This is a genomic window from Mesorhizobium sp. PAMC28654, from assembly GCF_020616515.1.
Classification (GTDB): domain Bacteria; phylum Pseudomonadota; class Alphaproteobacteria; order Rhizobiales; family Rhizobiaceae; genus Mesorhizobium.
The window spans coordinates 2,660,248-2,680,122 of record NZ_CP085135.1 but is presented as its reverse complement, the minus strand read 5'-3'; the positions used below and the strand labels follow the sequence as shown (position 1 = coordinate 2,680,122).

The following is a 19,875-nucleotide window of genomic DNA, read 5'->3' as shown; positions in this document are numbered from 1 at the left end:
TAATGTCTGACGATCGGTGAGGCGCAACGCCTTGCCGGTCGCCAAGTTCCGTAGGGATAAAGAGAAGCCCGCAGCGCCACGAGGACCGGCCTCACATGACGATCATGCGCATTATCATTCCCCGCTTCGTGATGCTGTTCTTCGTCGTCTTCGGCGTCGCTGTCATCACCTTCATCATTTCCCACCTGATCCCAGGCGACCCAGCCCGGATGATCGCTGGCGACAGGGCAAGCGCCGAGACGCTGATGAGTGTGCGGCGTGACCTCGGGCTCGACCGGCCGGTGTGGGACCAGTTCACCATCTACGTCAGCAACCTGCTGCATGGCGACCTCGGCACCTCGCTGCGCACGCGGCGCTCGGTTGCCGGCGACATCGCCACCTTCCTACCGGCAACGATGGAGCTCGGCGCCATCTCCCTGATCCTGGCGATCGTGATCGGCATTCCGCTTGGCGTTGCGTCCGCCATCTACAAGGACGGGCCGATCGATCAGGTGGCGCGCACCATCTCGGTCTGCGGCATCTCGATGCCGGTGTTCTGGTTCGCGCTGGTTCTGGTGCTGCTGTTCTACGCCAAGCTGCACATACTGCCCGGCAGCGGGCGCATCGACATGGGCATCGCGCTCCCAACGCGCGTCACCGGCTTCTTCCTGATCGATTCCCTGCTTGAGGGTCGCATGGACGCGTTCTGGAGCTCGGTGCGGCATCTCATCTTGCCCTCCTTCGTGCTCGCCTTCGCCAATCTCGGTGTCATCACGCGCCAGATCCGGGCATCGATGCTGGACGTGCTTCAGGAGGACTACATCCGGACCGCGCGCGCCAGCGGCCTGCGTCGCCGGGTCATCATCTTCAACCATGCCTTGCGCAACGCCTTGATCCCGTCGATCACCTTGCTTGGCCTGGCGCTGGGCGACCTTCTATACGGTGCGGTGCTGACCGAAACCGTGTTCGCCTGGCCGGGCATGGGCACCTATGTCGTCACCTCGATCCAGACGCTGGATTTTCCCGCGATCATGGGATTCACCGTGGTTGCATCGATCGGCTATGTCCTCATCAACCTGATCGTCGACATCGCCTACATGTTCGCCGATCCGCAGATCCGGGAGATCGGATGATGAGTGTGACCTCTCCCGCGATACAGGCCGTCCCAGCCGCTTCCGGCTGGAAATCGCGGCTGCATTTTCTCTGGTATCTGTCACGCCGCAGCCCCCTGACGCTGGTTGGCGCGGCGATCATCGTCATGGTCATCATCATGATTGTCGCAGCACCCCTGATCGCGCCCTACAATCCCGACAAGCTGATGCTGTCGGCGCGTCTGCAACCGCCGAGCGCGCAGCACTGGTTCGGCACCGACGAGGTGGGTCGCGACCTGTTTTCACGCATCATCTTCGGCTCGCGTGCCTCCTGCGTCGCGGCGTTCATGATCGTCCTGATATCGGTTGGTGTCGGCGTGGTGATCGGATGCATGTCCGCCATATTGGGCGGCCGCATCGATACCGCGATCATGCGGCTGATGGACGTCATCATGGCGCTGCCGGCGCTGGTCCTGGCCATGGCGCTCGCGGCGGCACTTGGGCCAAGCCTGGTCAACTCGATGCTGGCCGTGGCGCTGGTGCGCATCCCCGCCTATGTGCGGCTGGCGCGCGGGCAGACGCTGTCGTTGCGGGAGCGCGTCTTCGTCAAGGCGGCGCGTACCTTCGGCGCTTCGCCGCTCTACATCCTGCGCTGGCATGTCCTGCCCAACGCGCTGTCGCCGATCATCGTGCAGGCAACGCTTGACCTCGGCGGCATCGTGTTGATCGCTGCCGCCTTGAGCTTCATCGGGCTGGGCGCACAGCCGCCGACGTCCGAATGGGGCGCGCTGGTCAGCACCGGCCGCAACTACATCCTCGACCAGTGGTGGTACTGCACCTTTCCCGGCCTTGCCATCCTGATCACCGCGATGGGCTGCAACCTGCTGGGCGACGGCATTCGCGACATGCTCGATCCACGGTTGGGAGGACGGTGATGGCGGCGGCATCCGGAATACTGAAGTCTGCCGGGCAAAAACCCGCAGCGTTGAGCATCGAAGGCCTGTCGCTGGAATTCCCCACCTATGCCGGCGCCATCAAGGCGCTCGACGACGTGACGATCGAGATCGGCACCTCCGAGATCGTCGGCCTTGTCGGCGAGTCCGGATGCGGCAAGTCGGTGACCACGATGGCGGCGACACGGCTCCTGCCGGAAGGCCGCTACCGCGTCACATCAGGCAGCATCCGCCTGTTTGGCCGCGATCCGTTCGCGATGGGCGAAACCGAGCTCCAGGATGTCAGGGGCAAGCTGGTCTCGACCATCTTCCAGGAGCCGATGAACGCGCTCAACCCGACCATCCGCATCGGCAAGCAACTGGTCGGCGTCATCCGGCGGCATGAGGCGGTCAGTGAGGCAGAGGCCGAGCGCACGGCGCGCGGCATCCTCAAGGACATGCTGATCGCCGAACCCGACCGGATCATGAAGGCCTATCCGTTCGAGCTGTCGGGCGGCATGCGCCAGCGCGTGCTCATCGCCATGGCGTTCTCGTGCAACCCCGGCCTGATCATTGCCGACGAACCGACGACGGCGCTGGATGTGACTGTGCAGGCCGTGATCCTGCGGCTGATCCTCGACCGCGCCAAGCGAACCGGCACCTCGGTCGTCTTCATCTCGCACAACATCGCTGTTGTCTCGCAGCTCTGCGACCGGCTCTACGTCATGTATGCCGGCCGCATCGTCGAGTCCGGTCCGACGCGGGCGGTGCTGGAAGCGCCGCAGCATCCCTATACGCAAGCGCTGCTGCGCTGCCTGCCGGAACGCGTGGAGCCGAAAGCGGAGCTTGAGGCCATCCCCGGAACCGTGCCCAACCTGCTTGATCCGCCGCAGGGCTGTTTCTACCGGCCACGCTGTCCCGAAGCCAACGACCAGTGCCTGGCAAAACCTCCGTCCGTGGCGACCGCTCCCGGTCATCTCGTCGCCTGCTGGCGGCGCGGCACAATCCAACCATCGAGCATCATGAGCGAGGCCACGCAATGACGACCGCGCCTCTTCTCAGCGTCGAGGACCTTACCGTCAACTTTCCCATTCCCGGAGGCTGGTTCGGCCGGGCCACCTCGCATGTTCATGCCGTCAACAAGGTTGACCTTGCGATCCGCCCGGGGGAAAGCCTCGGCATTGTCGGTGAATCCGGCTGCGGCAAGAGCACGCTCGTCCAGGCGATCATCGGCCTTGTCGAGCGGAGCTCGGGCAAGGTGCTGATCGACGGCCAGGATTTTCACGACGCGCGCGGCAAGCGCAAACGTGAAATCCGCCAGCAGATGCAGATCGTGTTCCAGGACCCGCAATCCTCGCTCGATCCTCGCCTGCCGGTGTGGCGACTGATCACCGAGCCGCTGCATGTGCGCGGCGGAATGTCGAAGGCTGCGTTGCGGGCTCGCGCCGCCGAACTTGCCGCTTCCGTCGGCCTGCGGCCGGAGCACCTCGACCGGCGGCCGCATGAATTCTCCGGCGGCCAGCGGCAGCGCATCGCCGTTGCGCGGGCGATCAGCACCGATCCGGATCTGTTGATCCTGGACGAGCCGACATCCGCGCTGGACGTCTCCGTGCAGGCTCAGATCATCAACCTGCTGCTGAAACTTCAGCGCGAGCTGGGCCTCGCCTATCTGATGATCTCGCACGACGTCTCGCTCGTGCGCCACTTCTGCGATCGCGTGGCGGTGATGTATCTGGGCCAGATTGTCGAGGCCGGACCTGCCGTGCAGGTGCTCGATTCACCCGCGCATCCCTACACCAGGACCTTGCTGGCCACGGTTCCGAGCCTCAAGCACCCGCTGCCCGAGCTTGCAGCGACCCGTGTCGGCGAGCTTCCCAACAACCGCATCTTGCCGACCGGCTGCTACTACCGCGACCGCTGCTCCTTCGCCGCCGCCGGCTGTGACCGTCCGCAGTCGCTCATCGAATTCGGCGATCCTGCCGGGACTGCCACGACACCAAAGCCGGACAAGGTGGCATGGCCGCGCTCGGTGCGCTGTCACCGCGCGCAGGCGGGTGATATCTGAAAGCGGATGGTGGGTGGGCGCGCGAGGGCGATCTATCTACACGGCACACGCGCCGCAAACGCTGAATCCTGGCGCTGATTACAGCGCCAATTCCGCGAACGGTTCCGCGACCTTCGGCCAGTATGGCTGCCGCAGCTTGGTGTATGCCAGATCGCGGAAATTGGGCTGCAGCGCTCCGGGGGCGGCCACATAGAGGATGTCCTTGGCGATTGGCTCGAAACCGGCCCGAAAATGGTTGCTCGACTTGACGATCACGATCTTGCGGGTGGCGGGATCAAGACCAAGCGCGGTCATGCATTCGGGGTGAAAGGTTTGCGTGCGCACGCTGTTGATCACCAGATCGATACCGTCGGCGCTCACCCAGGCGGCATCGCCGATCGGCAGCGGCACCACGCCAAAGCGTTGGGTAACGCCTGAAGCGATGCGGCGCACGGTGACATTGAGGTCGATCGGTTCGCCCGATGCCGCCCCGATCTTGCCGCCGATCCGAAGCGGCAACGTCGCGCCTTCGCCGGCGGCCTGGCACAGCCGCACCGCGATCGGATCCCAGTACAGGCAGCTGGCGACGCCGCGTATGCCGCGCTCGATGACGCGACGAATGACGAAGGTGGAGTCGCCCGGAGCGCCGCCGCCCGCATTGTCCGAAACGTCGGCCAGCACGACCGGGCCGCCCTCGATCGCCATCGCGCGGTCAAGCGCGTCGTCGATGCTGAGATGATGGGGTTCCAACGCTTCGCGCAGGGCGAAAATCTCGCGGCCGAAGGCGGAGGCGACTTGATGCGCCTTGCCCGCGTCGCGATCGGCGACGACCAGCATCTTGGCGCCGACATCCGCGACATCGCCCCACGGAAAGCCGTGGCCGAACGACACCGAAAGGATGCCGTCGCGGCCTTGGCTCGCCTTCATCCGGTCGACCAGTCCGCGCAAGGGCTGTTGATGGGGCCTGAAAGTGCCGATCATGCGGCAATCGAACAGCGCCATCACCGGGCGGATCTCTCCCGCCAGCACCTTGACCATCAGCTCGAACAGATGGCCTGCGCGCTCCTCGATGTCGGTATGGGGATATTCCATGTAGGCGACGATCATGGTGGCGTTTTCGACCATACGATCAGTCAGATGGCAGTGCAGGTCGAGTTCCGCGCCAACCGGGATATCGGGTCCGACCAGCGCCCGGACGTGGGCTAGCAGATCGCCTTCGACATCATCGTAGCCCTCGGCGACGCAAGCGCCGTGCAGGGCGAGAAGCACCCCATCGACCGGCATGGCGGCCTTGAGGTCGCGCAGGATTTCACCGCGGAAATCCTCGTAGACGGCGTGTCGTCGTGCCGCCGGGCTCAGCCACGGCGCACAGGCTTTCGACGACATTCCAGCCGCGTTCGCGCGCCGCATTGCGCCAGACAAAGAGTTGCGAAGAGCAGCAATTCAGCGGCTTCGTCGTCGCATCGCCATGGGCAATCTGGCCCTCGACAAAGGCGTGATGGCCGGTGCGTATCGGAGAAAACGTATTGGTTTCAGTATCCAGCCCGGCAATGAACAACTTCACGAAACCACCTCAGGCGCTGACTTGAAACGAGTTTTCCGATCCATAAAAATATGTTTATGTTCGGAAAGTCAACTGCGGAAACCTATGCCGACTGGCTATGATCCGAGGCTCCTGCCGTCAACGCTGTTGGACTATGGTCGCCCTCGCGGCGGGGCTCCCAGCCGCGGTCATGTCGCCTTGCCGACCGCCGCTTCCAGTTCCATCTCGCCCTCCGCGATGTCGTCGAACGAGGCGTAGTTCATGTTGTAGAGCCGGGCATAGAGGCCCTTTCTTTCCATCAACTGTTCATGGTTGCCGCTTTCGACGATCTCGCCGTTCTGCAGGACGATGATGCGGTCGGCGCCGCGGATGGTGGCCAGGCGGTGGGCGATGACCAGCCCCGTCCGGCCTTCCAGCAGCTTCACCAGTGCCTTCTGGATCAGCATCTCGGTGTAGGAATCGATGCTGGCGGTGGCTTCGTCAAGCACAAGGATCTTGGCGTCGGCCACCAGCGCCCGCGCGAAGCTGATCAGCTGGCGCTGGCCGAGCGAGAGATTGCCGCCGCGCTGCTCGAGTTCGGTATCGTAGCCATTGGGCAGTTGCTCGATGAAATCGTGCGCGCCGACGGCCTGCGCCGCGCGAACCACGTCCTCGCGGGTGGCTGATGTCTTGTGGTAGCGGATGTTCTCCAGCACCGAGCCGGAGAACAGGAACGGCTCCTGCAAGACCATGGCCACCTGGTCGCCAAGCGAGTCCTGCGTCAGGTCACGCACATCATGGCCGCCGACCAGAACCTCACCCGACCAGACATCGTAGAAGCGGTGCACCAGCGCCATGGAACTGGACTTGCCCGATCCGGTCGGGCCGACCAGCGCCACGGTCTCACCCGGATTGACGCGGAAGGAGATGTTCTTCAGCACCGGCTGGTTCTGCCGGTAGCCGAAAGTGACGTTCCTGAACTCGACCGAGCCGTCCATGTCCCGCGACAGCGCGATGGCCTCGTCCTTGTCGCTGACGTCGACGGGCACGTCGAGCACTTCGGAAATGCGCTGGCCCGAGGCCATGGCGCGCTGCATCACGCTGTATTGCATGGTGAGCGAGCGGATCGGGTCGAAGAAGCGCTGGATGTAGAACAGGAACGCCACCATGACGCCGACGTCGAGGCTGTGCGACAGCACCATCGAACCGCCGACGACGATGACCGTCGCCATGGCGATGCCGGTCAGCGTATCGACGATCGGCACCATCACCTGGGCGTATTTCGCCGACCGCAGATGTGCATTGAGGTTGGCCAGCACTTTTTCGTCATAAAGGTCGAAATTGACGTGCTGGCGCTCCAGGCTCTGCACCGTGCGCACGCCATGGATGCCTTCGGCCAGCGCCCCGTTGGCGATTGAGTTTGTTTCGTGCGCGGCCATGAAGGCGACCTTGGCGCGCGGCAGCCAGAACAGGCGCACGATGAACAGCACCGGCATGGTCGACAGCGTCAGCAGCCCGAGCCGGAAATCCAGCCACAAAAGGACACTGACGATGCCGAACAACAGTACGATGTCGCCCACCGACATGACGGATGTCTCGAGGAATTCCTGCATCGAATTGACGTCGCCCTGCAGGCGCGACATCAGCCGGCCGACCTCGGTCTTGTCCATGAAGCTTAGGGACACGCGCTGCAGATGGCTGAACATGGCGCGGCGCAGGTCCGACAGCACATTCTCGGCCACCTTGCCGACGACGCTTTCCTGCACATGGCTGGCGGCATAGTTGATGAGGATGATCACCGTGAAGGCGCCGATCGCTGAGATCATCACCGACTGGTCGAGCCTGCCTTTCGTCATGCCATGGTCGATGGCGTAGCGGATGATCAGCGGGATCGCGAGCTGCGTCAGCGTGAACACCAGCACCGCGGCGACCGAGATCAGGATCTTGCCCTGATACGGCTTCACGAAGCTCCAGATACGCCTGACAATGCGCGGGTCGTAGGCTTTGCCAAAAACCTCTTCCTCGTCGCGATGCGAGCCGACGACAGCCTTTGTCGGCCGTCCGCTGGTGTCGTCCTTCTCGTCGTCGCTCTGTGTCGACATCACGCTGCTCCCACGGCTCGATCGTCGTCCGGACGAAGCTGCAGGTCGTAGAGCGCGCGATAGCATCCACCGAGCGCCAGCAGTTCTTCGTGCGTACCACGCTCGACGATCCGGCCGCCCTCGACGAACAGGATCTGGTCTGCATGCATCAGCGAGCTCAGCCGGTGCGAGATGATGAGCGTCACCCGATCCCTGGCGAAACGCTTCTGGCCGCCCTGATCCGCTGCTCGGTGCCGGCGTCGATTGCCGCGGTGGAATCGTCGAAGACCAGCACCGATGGCCGCAGCATCAGGCTGCGCGCTATCGTCAGGCGCTGCCGCTGGCCGCCGGAAAGGGACGCGCCGCGCTCGCCGACCACCGTGGTGTAGCCGGCGGGAAGTCCGATGATGTAGTTGTGCAGCTGGGCATACTCGGCGGCCTGTCCGATGCGGGTTTCGCGCGCCCAGGGATTGCCATAGGCGATGTTGTTCTCGATCGAGGTGGTGAACAGAAACGCATCCTGCTGCACGACGCCTACCGCCTTGCGCAGCGATCGCAGCGTGACCTTGCTGATGTCCTGGCCGTCGATGGTGATGGTGCCGGATGCCACGTCGTAGAAGCGCGGGATCAGATGCGCGATGGTCGACTTGCCGCTGCCTGGCGGGCCGACAATGCCGATGGTCTCGCCGGACCTCGCCTCGAAGGAAATGCCCGACAACGTCGGACGGTCGCCCGCGCCCGCATAGCGGAAGCCGACATTGTCGAAGCGCAGAACGCCATCGGTGATGACGAGATCCCTGGCGCCCGGCGCGTCCCTGATGTCGAGTTCGGCGTCGAGCAGCTCGAACAGCCGCGTGCCGCAGGTCGAGGCGCGCGCGAATGAATTGACCATCAGCCCGAGCTGGCGCACCGGCATCTGCAGGATGGTCATGAAGGTGAGGAACTGGGCCAATGTGCCGACGCTGATCTGACCGGCAATCACCTTCTGGCCACCGAACCACAGCACCAGGCCCATGGCGGCGAGGAACGAGAAGTTCATGGCGCCGGTGTTGCTGACGCGGATGTCGACGCGCTCATTGGCAAGGTCCAGCGCGTCCTGCTTGGCGCGGTCGAACTTTTCCAGCTCGTGCCGCTGCGCCGCGAAGGCACGCACGACACGAATGCCACCGAGATTCTCATCCATCACCCGGCTCAGCACCGACAATCGCTGCTGCAACGTGAGCCAGGTGCTGCGCAACTTGAGCTGGGTGACCGAGGATCGCCAGGCAACGAACGGCACGAAACTCAGGCTGAGCAGACCGAGCACGAGATCAATGCTGATCAGGAGGTAGGCGCCGACGCCGATCAGCACGCCGAGCAGAACCACGCGCAGGATGCCGGTGGAAAAAAACATGCGCACGCCATCGAGATCGAGCAACCCAAGCGTGATGAGATCGCCGGTATGGACCTTGTCATGGTAGGAAAAGCTCAGGCGCTGGATCTTTTCGTAGAAAGCCAGGCGCAGTTCATAGCCTGTCCGGTGGCCGACGGCTTCGCCATAATAGTTTTGCGCCATGGTGAAGAGACCGCGCAGGATGCTGACGACGAGCAGCGTCAGTGCCGTGTTCCACAACGCCTGCTCCGCCGCGGCACCGGCACCCGCGGCCATCACGCCCTGCGCCTGGTCGATGGCGCGTCCCAGCAGGCGCGGAATGAAAAGCTGCAGCGTCGCGGCGATGAAAGTCGAGACGAGGGTGATCGCGACCTGCCAGGGGTGGCGCAGCGTCATGCGCACGATACGCAGCAAGGTGCTGAGGCCCTTGCCCCAGGAGGCTTCCGCCACATGGGCAAACGATTTGCCGCGCTCCGTCGCGCTGCTGCTTGCTTGCGTATTCAAGGAAAATATCCAGACCCATCCGGGCATTAGCCCGGACGAATGAAGCAGACTCAGTTCAGATGCCGCGATGTTACGCGGGTCCGACTTGAGCGTTCAAGGGCCAATGCGGGGATCGCACTGTGCCTGGGGAAGCGATGCGCGGACCCAGCTGGATTACGGGGTGAGGCGGATCGTGTGTATGGAAAGGCACCTCGCAAACAAGCCGAGGCGCTTGATTGCGAGGTGCGGATAGATGGCCTGAAGGATCAACCCGCCATTGTTTGAGACGTGCCCAACCGGTCGAGCCTCATTGCCGCGATCAGGCCTGCTGTATGGCCGAGAGCTTCCAGCCCGAGCCATTCTGGCGCGTGAATGTCCACAACTCGGTCGTTTCAGTCGGATGGTCTCCATCGCCGTCGACGATCTTGCCGCTGGCTCGCTCGCGCGTCACGTCGCGGGACTCGTAGCGCAATGCGGCGGTGGCATAGTCGCGGTCGCCCTCGCGCCAGCTTTCCGCGACGTCGGCCTGCAGCAGGCTGACGTCCGTCACCTCGTTCTTGACACCGTTCTGGGCGTTGTCGGCCAGTTCCTCGGACAGGTAGGATACCATCTCGGGTGTCACCAACCGGCGCAGCGTGGCATGGTCTTCGCGCCCGAAAGCTTCCTGCACCTCAGTCAGCAATTGCTGGAAGCTGTCGAGGTCGGTCCGGCCTAGAGTGATTTCGTCCGAATCGGCCGGGGTGCTCCCACCCGAGCCGCCGCCAAAGCCGGGAATCGTGAAGGAAGGCGCATTCCCTGTGTCGCGCGGCGCGGCGCGGTTCTCAAATCCCGAAGCTCCGGCATTGCCGGCCCCGGCGAAGGCTGGTGCGGGTCCGCGCGCGGACTGCGAGCGGCGGAAGAAGCTAATGGCCAGCATGATCGCGCCGCCGATCAGCAGCGCCTGAAGCAGAAACCCGAACATGCCGGCGAGGCCGCCGAACCCTTGCCCCATCAGCAGTCCGATGATGCCGCCAAGCACCAGGCCGCGCACCATCGATCCGCCGAAGCCGCTCATGAAGCCTGGTCGCTGCGGGCTGGCCTGTGGCTGGCGGGCCGCATTGTTCGTCCCGGTGTTGGGCGTCATCGAGCGCTCGAGCGGAGCGGTCGGCGCCGGCGCGGTGTTCGTCGGCGGGGCGGCTTGGAACGTGCGCGTGCCTCGGCTGCCGAAGCTGCCGCCGCGCCGCGCTTCGGCATGATCGATCGCGACCATCGAAAAGGCCAGGAATAGTCTTGCAACCAGCGCGGCAAATCGGTTTGTTCTGGAAATCATGATCAGGCGGCCCTCCACGGCGGCGGTTTGGCAAGGTCTTGGTGACGCCGGTCCCGAGAGGGACCAGCGGTCTATGGGGGTCAGTCGAACAACTCTTCGAAGAATGACTTCTTCCGCTTCGGGTAGTGATGGCCCTGCGAGCGGGAATAGTCGTCATCACGGCCCCGGCCGTGCGGCTGCGGTTGGGAGTATGCGGGAGGTGCCTGCGGTGCGGGCGCTGCTTCCTTGCCTGCGCGCTCGATGATCTTGTCGAGTTCTCCTCGATCAAGCCAGATGCCACGGCACTGCGGGCAATAGTCGATTTCGATGCCTTGCCGTTCGCTCATCACGAGTGCGACGCGGCAGGTGGGGCAAGCCAAACCTAGGATAGATGATGTCATGCGGGATCTCCGACCGAATAAGGAATGAGCCCGATTGACCGAAAGGTATGAAATGGGGCCCGTTACTGCGGTCCGACATCACAATCGCCAATGGCGACAGTCAGAGGGGCCCGGCCCGCACCGCAGAGTTGGGAGCGCGGAGTGACGCTTTCAAGGGTCAAATTGGATTCAAGCAGTGAATTTGATTGCGAAGGGCCACGCGCCGCACGGCGTCTCGGTCCATCCCGCCAAAACCGTCGGGAAATGGCTACGCCAAAAAGCCGTCCGTGACCTCGATATTTACTTTTCGTTAACCATCGCTGGCTAGCCTTAACCAATCAGTAAGGAATCGCCCGCGTGACCTGCGCCACTCCCATCCAGAAGAAATCCATACGCTTTCGGGCGCGTTCGTTTGTGGCCTTCACGCTTACCCCCGAAGCGCCCTTGAGTGACTGGCTGCAGGACCTGGATCAGTGGATCGGCAACTCTCCCGGTTTCTTCGCCGGCCGCCCGGTCGTGCTTGATCTGAACATGCTGAAGCCGCAGGTGGGCGAGATTGAGGGCCTGATCGCCGAACTTGGCGAACGCGGCATACGCGTCTACGCGATCGAGGCCGATGGCGACACTGCTCTTGGCGCGGATCTGCCGCCTCGACTCACCGGGGCCAAGGAAGCCACGGGCGACGCGCTGCTCATGCAGCAGCCCGAGCAGAATGCGAAGGCTGCCGCGCAACCCAAGATCAACGAGCCGCAATCGCCGAGCTCACTGATGATCAAGTCGCCGATACGCTCCGGCCAGTCGATCATTCATCCGCATGGCGATGTGATCGTCCTCGGCTCCGTCGCATCCGGTTCCGAGATCATCGCGGGGGGATCCATCCATGTCTACGGCACGCTGCGTGGACGCGCATCCGCCGGGGCTCAGGGAAATGCCGGGGCTCGCATCTTCTGCCGGAAAAACGAAGCCGAACTTCTGTCTGTCGACGGCTGGTATTGTACGGCCGAGGAGATGGAGCCGGCTTCTCGCGGGCGGACGATACAGGCCTTTCTCGAAAACGACGTGCTGCGCATCGCAGCGTTCACCTGACAATCTCGCATCGCTCAAGCAACAATAACGGAGGCATTAAACATGGGCAAAGTAGTCGTGGTCACATCCGGCAAAGGAGGCGTCGGCAAGACCACCTCGACGGCCGCCCTTGGAGCGGCGGTCGCCAAGACCGGCAAAAAGGTGGCCCTGGTCGACTTCGATGTCGGCCTGCGCAATCTCGATCTGATCATGGGCGCCGAGCGGCGGGTCGTGTTCGATATCGTCAATGTCATCCAGGGAACGGCCAAGCTTTCGCAGGCACTGATCCGCGACAAGCGGGTCGAATCGCTGTTCCTGCTGCCGGCCTCGCAGACGCGCGACAAGGATGCCCTCACCGAGGAAGGCGTCGGCGAAGTGATCGACAAGTTGCGCTCGGTGTTCGACTATGTCTTCTGCGACAGTCCGGCCGGTATCGAGCGGGGCGCGCAACTGGCCATGCGCTTCGCCGACGAGGCGGTGATCGTGACCAACCCGGAAGTCAGTTCCGTCCGCGACTCCGATCGCATCATCGGCCTGCTCGACGCCAGGACGATGAAAGCGGAGCAGGGCGAGTCGATCGCGAAGCATGTTCTCGTCACCCGTTACGACGCGGCGCGCGCTTCGCGCGGCGAAATGCTCAGCATTGATGACGTCCTGGAAATCCTGTCCACGCCGCTGCTGGGCATCATTCCGGAGAGCCAGGACATCCTGCGCGCATCCAACATGGGCGCACCGGTCACGCTCAGCGAGACCATGAACTCCGCGGCACGCGCCTATATCGACGCGGCAAGGCGGCTTGAAGGCGAGGATTTCCCGGTCGTGGTGCCTTTCGAGCGGAAGGGCTTCCTCGATCGGCTGTTGGGTAGGAGGGCGGCATGATGCTTCTGGACCTCTTCAAGCGCCGCCGCAGCGCGCCGGTGGCGCGCGAGCGCTTGCAAGTCCTGCTGGCTTACGAACGCCGCAATCGCAACCAGCCCGATCTCGTCTCCGTGTTGCGCGAGGAGATCATGGCCGTCATTGCCAGGCACGTTCAGATCGACCAGGACTATCTGCAGGTGAGCATGGACCGCGGCGAGACAATGTCGACGCTGGAGATCGATATCCAGATCCCCAACAAGAGCACCGTTCTGGCCACCCAGTCCAAAGAGATGCCACTCCTGGCTTGACGGGCGGGTTGCCAGCAAACCCCCGGGGGCCGGAATTCAAACGGGCCTGCTGGGCAGACGGCCTTCGGAAACCATCCGAAGGCCGCTACAGCCGCGGGATTTCCGCGGCGCGTACAAATCCACGCATTCAGCAATTCTATTGGACGTCCGTTGTCGGGAATTGACTGGACCTCAAACCCGCAGGCGGAGCCTTGCTTGCGGCTTGAGCAATCTCCACATATCGCAATGCCGTTGCGGTGTTGCGCGCGCCCTCTCAGGGTTGGATGCAGGCTCTCCAGCGACACAGTCGCTTACCCATGACGCGGCGGAAAGAAGCAGCCAGGGAACGAGAGTCGACATTATCCGAGGATGTCACTATATAGCGGCGGCTTCGACCGCGCTCCTTGGGGATGCGCCCACGAAGCAGCTGTAAACGTGCTGTGTATTGTGACAACTATTGTGATGAAAATCGGCTTGAAAACCGGAAAAAGCAAATAGAAACAACGGCACGATGCTGGGCTTGATCCCGGCCAGCGGTAACAATCATCTCAACGATAGACGTGTTCCTTGAAACCTCGATTTCCTTCGGCTCTGTGGAGCTTGGATAACATCGGCTTGCCGGGCGACAGCGACTCGGCTGGAATGGCACCTGCATCCTTTTGCGGGTGTTCACGTTTATGATTACCAACCGGCATTGCCGCCAGGGAACAGCAGTATGAGTGAACACGCGATCGAATTCTTGCGGGGATGGATCGGCGAAAAGGTCCATTGCCAACCCTCGGCGATCAAGATCGAAAAGCAGGCTGAGACGCTGGCCAGGGAATGCGCCGCCAAGGCGGCCGAAGCCGGCATACCCCTGGAGGATATCCAGGAAGAGGTCGGCGACATCCAGGAACTGATCGCATCGCGCCTCGAAGAAGCCGCCGAGGCTGACCAGGGCCAGGAGTCTGCCAGCAAAGCCGCTGGATGACCCGACAGGGTTGACCCTATCTCGAGCGCGGGCCTATTCGGTCCGCGTCTTCGTTTCGAGCCCAATGCATGTCGCCCAAAAGTGCCTAGCGGTTTTGGGATAACGACATGCATAAAAACAAAGACTTTCAGCCAAACCTCTCGTTCGGCCCAAACCTCTTGTTCAGCCATGACTTCGGCAGGGCCGGCACGAAATTGCCGTCACGGCCGGTCATGTCTTCATCGGCGACCAGCGCATTGAGGATGGCTTCCTCGACGCTTTGAATCACGGCATCGAAGAACGGATCGATGTCGGTGTCGGGGATGAAGTCGGCGTTGGCGATATGGCCGGACGGCGCCAACGCCGCGCCGGGATTCGCGGTTGAGAAGGCTAGAAAGATATCACCCGAACTGTGGTAGCCGAAGCCGCCGGTCATGGCGACGCCGATGGGTACGCGGCGTGCCAGGCGCTTCATCTGGTGCGGCAGGAACGGCGCATCGGTGGCGATGATGGCGATGATCGAGCCTTTTTCGGCCCGTGGCGTGCCTTCGCGGATCGCCGGCTCTGTCAGGTCGAGCCCCACGCGCTCGCCGCGAATGGTGAAGTTGCGCCGCTTGCCGAAATTCGACTGCACGAACGCGCCGACCGTGTAGCTGCTGTCCTGCCATTTGACGACGCGCGAGGCGGTGCCTGACCCCGCCTTGAAGCCGAAGGTGATCATGCCGGTGCCGCCGCCGACGCTGCCTTCCTCGACGGCTCCGCCGGTAGCGCCATCGAGCGCGGCGGCCACGTCGTCGAACCCGAGATGATGGCCGTTGATGTCGTTCAAAAACCCGTCATAGGTTTCCGCGGCCACCGGCAGCCCCCAGGCGCTGTCGAGCGCGGCCGGCAGCACTTGGCTCATCCAGCGCAGTGTTCCGTCGCGTGAAACACCGCAGGAATGCGTGTTGGTGATGGTGATCGGGAAGTTGAAGGCGCCGGTTTCCTCGATGATGTGAGAGCCGGTCATCTCGCCGTTGCCGTTCTGGCCGAAAATGCCGGCGAAGACCGGCGTGGCTAGTTTTTCGAGCGGCCGGGGCAGGATGGCGGTCACGCCGGTGCGCACCGGTCCCTTGCCGACGACGAGCGGGCCGTCGCCCTCGATCAGCGTCGAATAGCCGACCGAAACACCGGGCACGTCGGTGATGGCGTTGAATGGCCCGGGCGTCCCGTCAAAGCCGATGCCGAGGCTTCGAGCGCGCGGTTTGCCAGCAGGTGTTTTCAGATGATGCGGATTATCGGTCATGGGCGTACTCAGAAGAGGGAGCCTTGGCTGCCGGGTTCCTTGGCCTTGGCCGCCGGCTTCACAACTGGCTTTGGCCGCGCTGGGCCGCTGGTGGCAACCGCATCGGCGGTGCCGTCGGCAAACTCCAGCGAAAGCGCCATCCCTGACGCCACATCGGCGGCGTGCTTGATCACGGTGCCATCGGCGTCTTTCACCAAAGCGAAGCCACGCGCCAGCACGGCCTTGTGCGAAAGCGTGGTCAGCAGGCGTTCGGCCTGGGTCAGTTGTCCACGCAAGCGTTCGAGCCGCACGGAGATCACCCGGTCCTGGCGACGCGCCAGTGCCACCAGCGCATCGCCCTGCAGCTTTTGCCGTCTTTCGATCGGTGCCGGCGACAGCCGGGGCGCGCTACGCGAAAATCGCGCGCGCCGCTCGCGCACGATGGCGAAGAACGCAGCTTGCGCGCGGGCGAGGTCACGGCCGGTGAGCGTGCGGGCTTCATTGATGCGACGTGACAGGGTAGCCGGCGTCAACCGCTGCGCCGCGAGCCGCGCGCGCTTGCGGTCGACGCTGACGGACAGTGCCCGGCCGAGCCGGCTTGTCGCTTCGTCGAGGCGCCGGCGCGGCAGCGCCAGCAGTTGATCGGGCGAGGGCAGGGCACGCGCCGCCGCCCGCACCGCTTGCCGCTTGCGTTCGAAATTGCGCGCCACCGCCGCCTTGAGCCGCGCGCCAAGGCTGGCAAGCGTCGCTTCGAGATCCGCCCGTACCGGCACGGCGATTTCGGCGGCGCCCGTCGGTGTCGGCGCCCGCACGTCCGCGACAAGGTCGATCAGCGTCCAGTCCGTCTCGTGGCCAACCGCTGAAATCACCGGAATGTGGGAGGCAGCGACGGCGCGGGCCAGAGCCTCGTCGTTAAAACCCCAGAGGTCCTCGAGGCTGCCGCCACCGCGCGCCACGATCAACAGGTCCGGGCGCGCGATCACACCATCCCATGCCAGCGCGTTGAAGCCGTTGACGGCGGCGGTCACTTCCGCGCCGGCGGTTTCGCCCTGCACGCGCACCGGCCAGACCAGCACATGCAGTGGAAACCGGTCCTTGATCCTGTGGATGATGTCGCGGATGACGGCGCCCGTGGGAGAGGTGACCACGCCGATGACGCGCGGCATGAAGGGCAGCAACTGCTTGCGGCCGGTGTCGAACAGGCCCTCGGCCTGCAGCTTGCGCTTGCGCTCTCCAGCAGCGCCATCAGCGCGCCGGCACCAGCGGGTTCAAGGTTGTCGATGACGATCTGGTAGTTGGATTTGCCGGGATAGGTGGTGAGCTTGCCGGTGGCGATCACTTCCATCCCCTCTTCGGGGCGGAACTTCAGCCGGCTCATCGTGCCTTTCCACACAACGGCGTCGAGCCGTGCGCGATCATCCTTCAGCGCGAAATAGGCATGGCCTGAAGAATGCGGCCCGCGATAGCCGGAAATCTCGCCGCGCACCCGAACATTGCCGAAGACGTCCTCGACCGTGCGCTTCAGTGCGCCGGAAATCTCGCTCACCGTATATTCGGCGGCGTTTGTGCGTGATTCGGATGCTGCGTCGCTCATGGCCGATTGGCCCGTGCTTGACCGTCCGCGTCAAGACGCCTGTGTCTTCCGTCTCGCCCGTCTACCAGCCGGGCAGGATCTGGTTGGGCTTGGTGCGCTTCATTTTGCTGAAGGCCAGCGCCGCGAAGTCGAAGCTCCCCGTCTCCTCGCCGGTCGGCACGGAAATATTGTCGAGGCTTTCCGAGATATGGCGCGCCAGCGCATCGACGATCTCCGGCCGCGACGTCTGGCCGCGCATGATGCCGATGCGGCAATCGGGCAGGGCGCCAAAACCGTCGGCTTCGCCCAAAACGCGCATGCCGGGCCTGAGCGCGCATTCCGGCAGCACCGAGATCGCCAGGCCCGAGAGCACCGCGGCGGTGATGACGGTCGCCGAGAAACTGGTGAACAGGATGCGATAGTCGCGGTTCTGCCGGTCGAGCACATCGACGGCGGCGCGCCGCCAGATGCAATTCGGTCGGCCGAAGGCCATCGGCAGCGTTTCCTGCTCATGCGTTGCATGGTTGGTGGACGTGACCCACAGCAGCGGCTCGCGCCGCACCACTTCCGACTGGCCGCGCGTGTCGTTGTGCGTCACCAGTGCGAGGTCGAGATTGCCACGCTTGATATGCTCGACCAGCCCCGGCGTCGGTTCGCAGATGACGGTCAGTTCGACACGCGGGTTGGACCGCGTGAAGCGCGCCATGATCTCGGGCAGGAAACGGTCGGCATAGTCGTCGGGCGTGCCGATGCGGATGGTGCCTTCCAGCCGCCGGTCATCGAAGGCCGCCAGCGTTTCGCGGTTGAGATAGAGCAGCCGTCTTGCATAGGAGAGCAGCTTGTCGCCTTCCTCGGTCAGCCGGTTGGTGCGGCCGTCCTTCTCGAACAGCGGCTTGCCGATCCGCTCCTCCAGCCGGCGCATCTGCATGGACACCGCCGACTGGGTCCGGTGCACCTCTTCGGCCGCACGAGTGAAGCTGCCGGTGTCGGCAATCGAGATGAAGGTCTGCAACTGATCGAGATCGAGCGGCGCTTTCATCGGCATGATCCATCATTGTTGTTGATGCTAAAGATTAGAAACATTCGTTGGATTAATCAATCGCGCGATGGCAAATATGGATCATCCGCATGAAGGCATGTGAATCGAGACCGGAACGGCCGCTGTGACAAGCGCCGAACCCTTGGTTTCGCCAGTTCGAGTCTGAAGGAGACCGACATGACCACGTTCGATTTCGCCACCGAGACCTCGCGCATCACGTCGCGTCCGGCTGTAGCGACGCGTATGGTCAACACCGTCTCCAATTTCTACCGCGCGTGGAAAAATCGCCGTGCCTTCTATCGCCTTGGCGAGATGTCCGACGCTGAGCTCGCGGATATCGGCCTGACGCGGAGCGACCTTTATGTCGCCATCGATGTACCGTTTGGCAGCGATCCGACGGTGAGGCTTCGCTCCATCGCGGTCGAGCGTGCCGAGACCATCGAGGACCTCGCCCGCAAGGTCGCCTGACTAGGCTGATTGCCGAGTGTTTCGGTTGCCGTAAACCTTTTTGAGGCTCGACGCGACCAACAACCATCGCAGGCTCCCACTCCCTGCCGGTTTCCCCACCGGCCCGCCTGCGCGCTGCCCGGTCCTCCCAAGGACCGGGCTTTTCTTTTTGGAGGTGCCGGGCCGGTCTTACCGGCGATCCATTCCCTTCTTGAACTGATCGAAGATCGATTCGACTCCCTTCTGGTAGTCGTCGCGCTGCTGGGCGCCGGTCTCGAACATCTTGCCGAACAGATCGTCGAACGGGTTTCTCGGCCTGCCGCTCGGATTGGTCTGCGGCTGAGGCGCCTGGCGCTGCGGGGGCGCTTCCGGTTGCTGCGGCGCCGGCTGCGCGCCAGGAATGCCGAAGCCGCCGCCCGGCTTCAGCATGTCCTCGAAAATCTTCCCAAGCGGATTGTCGCCGTAAGGACTCTGCGTCTGTTGAGGTTGTGGTTGCTGCGCGCCGCCGAACATATCCTGCAACACCTTGCCGAGCGGATTGTCACCATAGGGATTCTGCGTCTGCTGCGGCGAGTTCCGCTGTGGCTGCGCGCCGCCACCGAACATGTCCTGCAGCACCTTGCCAAGCGGGTTGTCCATCGGGTTCTGAGGCGGCGGCGCCTGGCGCTGTTGCGGCGCCTGCATGCCTCCACCTTGCCGCATCATCTGCTCGATGATCTCGCCCAGCGGATTGCTGGCGGCGCCGAATCCTCCGGCGCCCTGCATCTGATTGGTGGTCTGCTTGAACAGCCCGCCCATCAACATCGTGGCGATTGCCGGGAGCATTTGCTGTAACACCTGCTGGCTGACACCGCTGGCCTGCGCGGCCTGGCTGGCAACGGCGCGCGACAGATCCTTCGAGCCGAACAAGTGCCCCAGAATGCCGTTGCCCTCGTCAACACCCTGCGGCGAGAAGGCCCGCGTCGCGTCCTCGAAATACTGGGCGTGCTGGCCGCTGGCCATCGCCGTCATGAAGGCGCCGAGGCCGTAAGGATCGGCCGTGTTGCGCTGCAGCCCCTGCGAAAAGGCAGGCAGCAAGGCGGCGACCGCCGATTGCGCCTGCTGTTGCGAAAGCCCGAATTGCCGGGCAAGCGCATCCATGCCGTTACCGTTCTGGGCCTGTGCCAGCATGTCGAACAAGGAAGGCATTGGTTTCTCCTCCGGAAATCCTCGTCGGAGAAA

At 63.6% G+C, this 19,875-nt stretch carries 17 protein-coding genes and 2 pseudogenes; 9 read left to right on the top strand and 10 right to left on the bottom strand.

What is annotated here, in order from left to right:
• Nucleotides 1–95: 95 nt before the first annotated feature.
• The 4 genes from LGH82_RS13360 to LGH82_RS13345 are packed head-to-tail and all read left to right on the top strand — an operon-like array spanning nucleotide 96 to nucleotide 4,067.
• Entirely contained in the window at nucleotides 96–1,112 is a 1,017-nt protein-coding gene (locus tag LGH82_RS13360) for an ABC transporter permease (protein WP_227348904.1), read from the top strand.
• Nucleotides 1,109–2,005, top strand: coding sequence for a D,D-dipeptide ABC transporter permease (gene ddpC, locus LGH82_RS13355; RefSeq protein ID WP_227348903.1), 897 nt, complete (start codon nucleotides 1,109–1,111; stop codon nucleotides 2,003–2,005). Before LGH82_RS13360 ends, ddpC begins: the two co-directional genes overlap by 4 nt.
• Nucleotides 2,005–3,045, top strand: a complete 1,041-nt coding sequence (locus LGH82_RS13350) for an ABC transporter ATP-binding protein (protein WP_227348902.1) — start codon at nucleotides 2,005–2,007, stop codon at nucleotides 3,043–3,045. The genes ddpC and LGH82_RS13350 overlap by 1 nt, the downstream gene beginning before the upstream one ends.
• Entirely contained in the window at nucleotides 3,042–4,067 is a 1,026-nt protein-coding gene (locus tag LGH82_RS13345; protein ID WP_227348901.1) for an ABC transporter ATP-binding protein, read from the top strand. Before LGH82_RS13350 ends, LGH82_RS13345 begins: the two co-directional genes overlap by 4 nt.
• 78 nt (nucleotides 4,068–4,145) lie before the next feature.
• Here the strand turns inward: LGH82_RS13345 and LGH82_RS13340 are convergent, their stop codons facing one another.
• From LGH82_RS13340 to LGH82_RS13320, 6 genes and pseudogenes are all read right to left on the bottom strand, one after another.
• Nucleotides 4,146–5,432: a M81 family metallopeptidase gene (locus tag LGH82_RS13340; protein WP_413771447.1), complete on the bottom strand. Its 1,287-nt coding sequence runs from the start codon at nucleotides 5,430–5,432 to the stop codon at nucleotides 4,146–4,148.
• Entirely contained in the window at nucleotides 5,356–5,610 is a 255-nt protein-coding gene (locus LGH82_RS33660; RefSeq protein WP_413771446.1) for a M81 family metallopeptidase, read from the bottom strand. Before LGH82_RS33660 ends, LGH82_RS13340 begins: the two co-directional genes overlap by 77 nt.
• A gap of 167 nt (nucleotides 5,611–5,777) precedes the next feature.
• On the bottom strand, nucleotides 5,778–7,670 hold the full coding sequence (locus LGH82_RS13335; protein WP_227348900.1) for an ABC transporter ATP-binding protein: 1,893 nt from the start codon (nucleotides 7,668–7,670) through the stop codon (nucleotides 5,778–5,780).
• Nucleotides 7,670–9,552, bottom strand: a pseudogene (locus LGH82_RS13330) (ABC transporter ATP-binding protein). Before LGH82_RS13330 ends, LGH82_RS13335 begins: the two are co-directional and overlap by 1 nt.
• 271 nt (nucleotides 9,553–9,823) lie before the next feature.
• Complete coding sequence (locus tag LGH82_RS13325) at nucleotides 9,824–10,813, bottom strand: Tim44 domain-containing protein (RefSeq protein WP_227348899.1); 990 nt, start codon at nucleotides 10,811–10,813, stop codon at nucleotides 9,824–9,826.
• Nucleotides 10,814–10,893: 80 nt separating this feature from the next.
• Nucleotides 10,894–11,193: a zf-TFIIB domain-containing protein gene (locus LGH82_RS13320; protein WP_227348898.1), complete on the bottom strand. Its 300-nt coding sequence runs from the start codon at nucleotides 11,191–11,193 to the stop codon at nucleotides 10,894–10,896.
• A gap of 336 nt (nucleotides 11,194–11,529) precedes the next feature.
• Here LGH82_RS13320 and minC point away from each other — a divergent pair, with 336 nt between their 5' ends.
• The 4 genes from minC (at nucleotide 11,530) to LGH82_RS13300 (ending at nucleotide 14,352) form a co-directional block, all read left to right on the top strand.
• Nucleotides 11,530–12,258 carry a septum site-determining protein MinC gene (gene minC, locus LGH82_RS13315; RefSeq protein ID WP_227348897.1) on the top strand — a complete coding sequence of 243 codons (729 nt, stop codon included), beginning with the start codon at nucleotides 11,530–11,532 and terminating at the stop codon, nucleotides 12,256–12,258.
• A 42-nt stretch (nucleotides 12,259–12,300) separates the two neighbouring features.
• Nucleotides 12,301–13,116, top strand: a complete 816-nt coding sequence (minD, locus tag LGH82_RS13310; RefSeq protein WP_227348896.1) for a septum site-determining protein MinD — start codon at nucleotides 12,301–12,303, stop codon at nucleotides 13,114–13,116.
• Complete coding sequence (minE, locus tag LGH82_RS13305) at nucleotides 13,113–13,403, top strand: cell division topological specificity factor MinE (RefSeq protein WP_227348895.1); 291 nt, start codon at nucleotides 13,113–13,115, stop codon at nucleotides 13,401–13,403. The genes minD and minE overlap by 4 nt, the downstream gene beginning before the upstream one ends.
• A gap of 694 nt (nucleotides 13,404–14,097) precedes the next feature.
• Entirely contained in the window at nucleotides 14,098–14,352 is a 255-nt protein-coding gene (locus tag LGH82_RS13300) for a hypothetical protein (RefSeq protein WP_227348894.1), read from the top strand.
• Between the two features lie 127 nt (nucleotides 14,353–14,479).
• Here the strand turns inward: LGH82_RS13300 and LGH82_RS13295 are convergent, their stop codons facing one another.
• The 3 genes and pseudogenes from LGH82_RS13295 to LGH82_RS13285 form a co-directional block, all read right to left on the bottom strand.
• On the bottom strand, nucleotides 14,480–15,616 hold the full coding sequence (locus tag LGH82_RS13295) for a P1 family peptidase (RefSeq protein WP_227348893.1): 1,137 nt from the start codon (nucleotides 15,614–15,616) through the stop codon (nucleotides 14,480–14,482).
• 8 nt (nucleotides 15,617–15,624) lie between these two features.
• A pseudogene (xseA, locus tag LGH82_RS13290) lies at nucleotides 15,625–17,189 on the bottom strand (exodeoxyribonuclease VII large subunit).
• A gap of 61 nt (nucleotides 17,190–17,250) precedes the next feature.
• Nucleotides 17,251–18,207: a LysR substrate-binding domain-containing protein gene (locus LGH82_RS13285; protein WP_227348892.1), complete on the bottom strand. Its 957-nt coding sequence runs from the start codon at nucleotides 18,205–18,207 to the stop codon at nucleotides 17,251–17,253.
• Between the two features lie 177 nt (nucleotides 18,208–18,384).
• On the opposite strand from LGH82_RS13285, the gene LGH82_RS13280 reads away from it, so the two are divergent.
• Nucleotides 18,385–18,675: a DUF1127 domain-containing protein gene (locus LGH82_RS13280; RefSeq protein ID WP_227348891.1), complete on the top strand. Its 291-nt coding sequence runs from the start codon at nucleotides 18,385–18,387 to the stop codon at nucleotides 18,673–18,675.
• A 168-nt stretch (nucleotides 18,676–18,843) separates the two neighbouring features.
• Here the strand turns inward: LGH82_RS13280 and LGH82_RS13275 are convergent, their stop codons facing one another.
• Complete coding sequence (locus LGH82_RS13275) at nucleotides 18,844–19,842, bottom strand: DUF937 domain-containing protein (RefSeq protein ID WP_227348890.1); 999 nt, start codon at nucleotides 19,840–19,842, stop codon at nucleotides 18,844–18,846.
• Nucleotides 19,843–19,875: the final 33 nt, after the last annotated feature.

Coding starts and splice junctions, on each gene's coding strand:
- LGH82_RS13360 (WP_227348904.1), top strand. CDS start 96: ATGACGATCATGCGCATTATCATTCCCCGCTTCGTGATGCTGTTCTTC.
- ddpC (WP_227348903.1), top strand. CDS start 1,109: ATGATGAGTGTGACCTCTCCCGCGATACAGGCCGTCCCAGCCGCTTCC.
- LGH82_RS13350 (WP_227348902.1), top strand. CDS start 2,005: ATGGCGGCGGCATCCGGAATACTGAAGTCTGCCGGGCAAAAACCCGCA.
- LGH82_RS13345 (WP_227348901.1), top strand. CDS start 3,042: ATGACGACCGCGCCTCTTCTCAGCGTCGAGGACCTTACCGTCAACTTT.
- LGH82_RS13340 (WP_413771447.1), bottom strand. CDS start 5,432: ATGTCGTCGAAAGCCTGTGCGCCGTGGCTGAGCCCGGCGGCACGACGA.
- LGH82_RS13335 (WP_227348900.1), bottom strand. CDS start 7,670: ATGTCGACACAGAGCGACGACGAGAAGGACGACACCAGCGGACGGCCG.
- LGH82_RS13325 (WP_227348899.1), bottom strand. CDS start 10,813: ATGATTTCCAGAACAAACCGATTTGCCGCGCTGGTTGCAAGACTATTC.
- LGH82_RS13320 (WP_227348898.1), bottom strand. CDS start 11,193: ATGACATCATCTATCCTAGGTTTGGCTTGCCCCACCTGCCGCGTCGCA.
- minD (WP_227348896.1), top strand. CDS start 12,301: ATGGGCAAAGTAGTCGTGGTCACATCCGGCAAAGGAGGCGTCGGCAAG.
- minE (WP_227348895.1), top strand. CDS start 13,113: ATGATGCTTCTGGACCTCTTCAAGCGCCGCCGCAGCGCGCCGGTGGCG.
- LGH82_RS13300 (WP_227348894.1), top strand. CDS start 14,098: ATGAGTGAACACGCGATCGAATTCTTGCGGGGATGGATCGGCGAAAAG.
- LGH82_RS13295 (WP_227348893.1), bottom strand. CDS start 15,616: ATGACCGATAATCCGCATCATCTGAAAACACCTGCTGGCAAACCGCGC.
- LGH82_RS13285 (WP_227348892.1), bottom strand. CDS start 18,207: ATGAAAGCGCCGCTCGATCTCGATCAGTTGCAGACCTTCATCTCGATT.
- LGH82_RS13280 (WP_227348891.1), top strand. CDS start 18,385: ATGACCACGTTCGATTTCGCCACCGAGACCTCGCGCATCACGTCGCGT.
- LGH82_RS13275 (WP_227348890.1), bottom strand. CDS start 19,842: ATGCCTTCCTTGTTCGACATGCTGGCACAGGCCCAGAACGGTAACGGC.